This window comes from Halorubrum sp. Boch-26 (assembly GCF_029889805.1).
In the GTDB taxonomy this organism is placed as follows: Archaea; Halobacteriota; Halobacteria; order Halobacteriales; family Haloferacaceae; genus Halorubrum.
Genome location: NZ_JARANT010000169.1, coordinates 1 through 1,816, shown reverse-complemented (window position 1 = coordinate 1,816; position 1,816 = coordinate 1). Strand labels below are relative to the sequence as shown.

Below are 1,816 nucleotides of genomic sequence, written 5' to 3'. Positions count from 1 at the left end.
CACCCCCGCGCCGACAAACCCAACAGCCGTCGTCGCGCCCGCGGCGCCCCCGTCTCGCTCCGCGTCGGCCTCACCGGAGGCCCCGCCCGCCGTCCCCACCGACGCCGACAGCGACAGGACGCCGTCGGCCGCGAGCGACGCGGCCTCGACGAGGGAGAGCTGGAGCGCGCCCTCGACGGCGGCCGCGCGGCCGGTGAGCGGCTGGCCGTAGAAGCCGCGCTCGTAGAGCCCCTCGGGGGCGTCCCAGACGACGACGCGGTCCGAGAGGAGGACCCCGTCGAGGCGCTCGGGCGGCTCGTAGTCGGTCTCGCCCTCGATCCGGCCCTCGGTCGCCGCGAAGTACGTGATGTCGGACTCCTCGTCGACGACCGCGAGGGTGCGGCCGGCGAGGCCGGCGGCGGGGAGCGACTCGCGCTCGCCGACGACCTGCACGGGGTACTCCACGTCGCCAGTGTCGGGCGTGGAGCCGCGCTCGTAGGCGACGAAGTCGACCGCGTCGGCGACGTCCGCGTCCCCGCCGGGCCACGGCTCGCGGGCGGGCGAGAGGTAGAAGCCACGGTCGCGGAGGTCCGAGTAGACGAGGTAGCGCACCGCGAACCGGTCGGCCGCGGCCGCGCTCTCGACGAAGAAGCGCTCGAAGCCGACGGGGTCGGCGTCGTCGGCGAGGGCGACGCCGGAGAGGTCGCCGCGGAAGAGGAGGTGGGCCGCCTCGACGCGCGAGAGCGCGATCTCGTTCCCGTCGAGCGGGCGGCCGTACCCCCGTGAGTCGTAGAAGCGCTGGCGGGCGTCGCCGGCGACGCGGACCGCGTCGCCGCGCAGGTGCCCTGTCGGTTGCATACCCGAAGGCGGGCCCGGGCGGGGTAAGGGGGTTACGGTCGGTACTCGCACGATTACGGTGTCTCTGGTCGGGAAGGAGATCTTTTATAAGTGAATCAGGATGTTGCCGTCGAATATTTATATACGACCGACGACGCTGCGACGAACGCCTTCGGAACCCCAGCCGCTCGCTTATATATGGATTCTGATGGATCGGCGGGTGCTGACGAACCGACGGAGGCAACCTCCAAAGCCCCAGCCGCTCGGCCATACATCGTTGCTGCTACTGACGCGATGACCACCTCCAAAGCCCCAGCCGCGAGGACGGCGCACGCTCGCTGCGCTCCTCTCTCGGTCGCTCACTTCGTTCGCTCCCTCGTTGCGGTGCTTGTGTCGCCCGCGCCGTCCTCGCGGCTGCCCCTTTGAGTCCCACCCCGCACCGCACAGCCACCGCACCTCACGCCTCCCCAGCCTCGTCGCTGGCGCCGATGGCGCCAGCCACTCCCTCGCACGCGCTCCTCGCGCCCGGTGGGCGCTCGGAGGCGCGCGCCACCGCAGTCGATCGCTTATAAATAATCGCCGAACACCCCCGCGGCCGTTTTCGGTACGTATCCGCGAGCAGGAACCGGATCCCGACGGCGCCGGACAAGGGTAAAGGGTCACCGGCAAGTACGAGGCGTATGAACGACACCGCAGGCCTCCGGCTCACGGTGCGTGCCGCCGAGAAGCGGGACGCGGGCCGGGGCATCGCTCGGCTCCCCGAACCCGCCCGAAAGCGGCTCGGCCTCCTCAGCGGCGACACCGTCGAGATCCGCGGCGAGCGCGCCGCCGTCGCGAAGGTGTGGCCCGGCGGCGCCGACGCGACCGACGGCTCGGTCCTCATCGACGCCGACACCCGCGCGAACGCCGGCGTGAAGGTCGGAGACACCGTCACCGTCGCGCCTGTCACCGTCGAGGACGCCGACCGCGTCGTGCTCGCCGCGCCCGCGCGACTCGCCGA

General features: G+C 72.0%; 1 protein-coding gene and 1 pseudogene. One reads left to right on the top strand and one right to left on the bottom strand.

All coding sequences use genetic code 11. The features are described 5' to 3' along the window. Positions 1-837 (bottom strand): tRNA-intron lyase (locus OQF71_RS14460; RefSeq protein WP_280588511.1); only part of this gene is annotated, 837 nt, incomplete at its 3' end. A 659-nt stretch (positions 838-1,496) separates the two neighbouring features. Here OQF71_RS14460 and OQF71_RS14455 point away from each other — a divergent pair. After that, positions 1,497-1,816, top strand: a pseudogene (locus tag OQF71_RS14455) (AAA family ATPase); the annotation flags it as partial.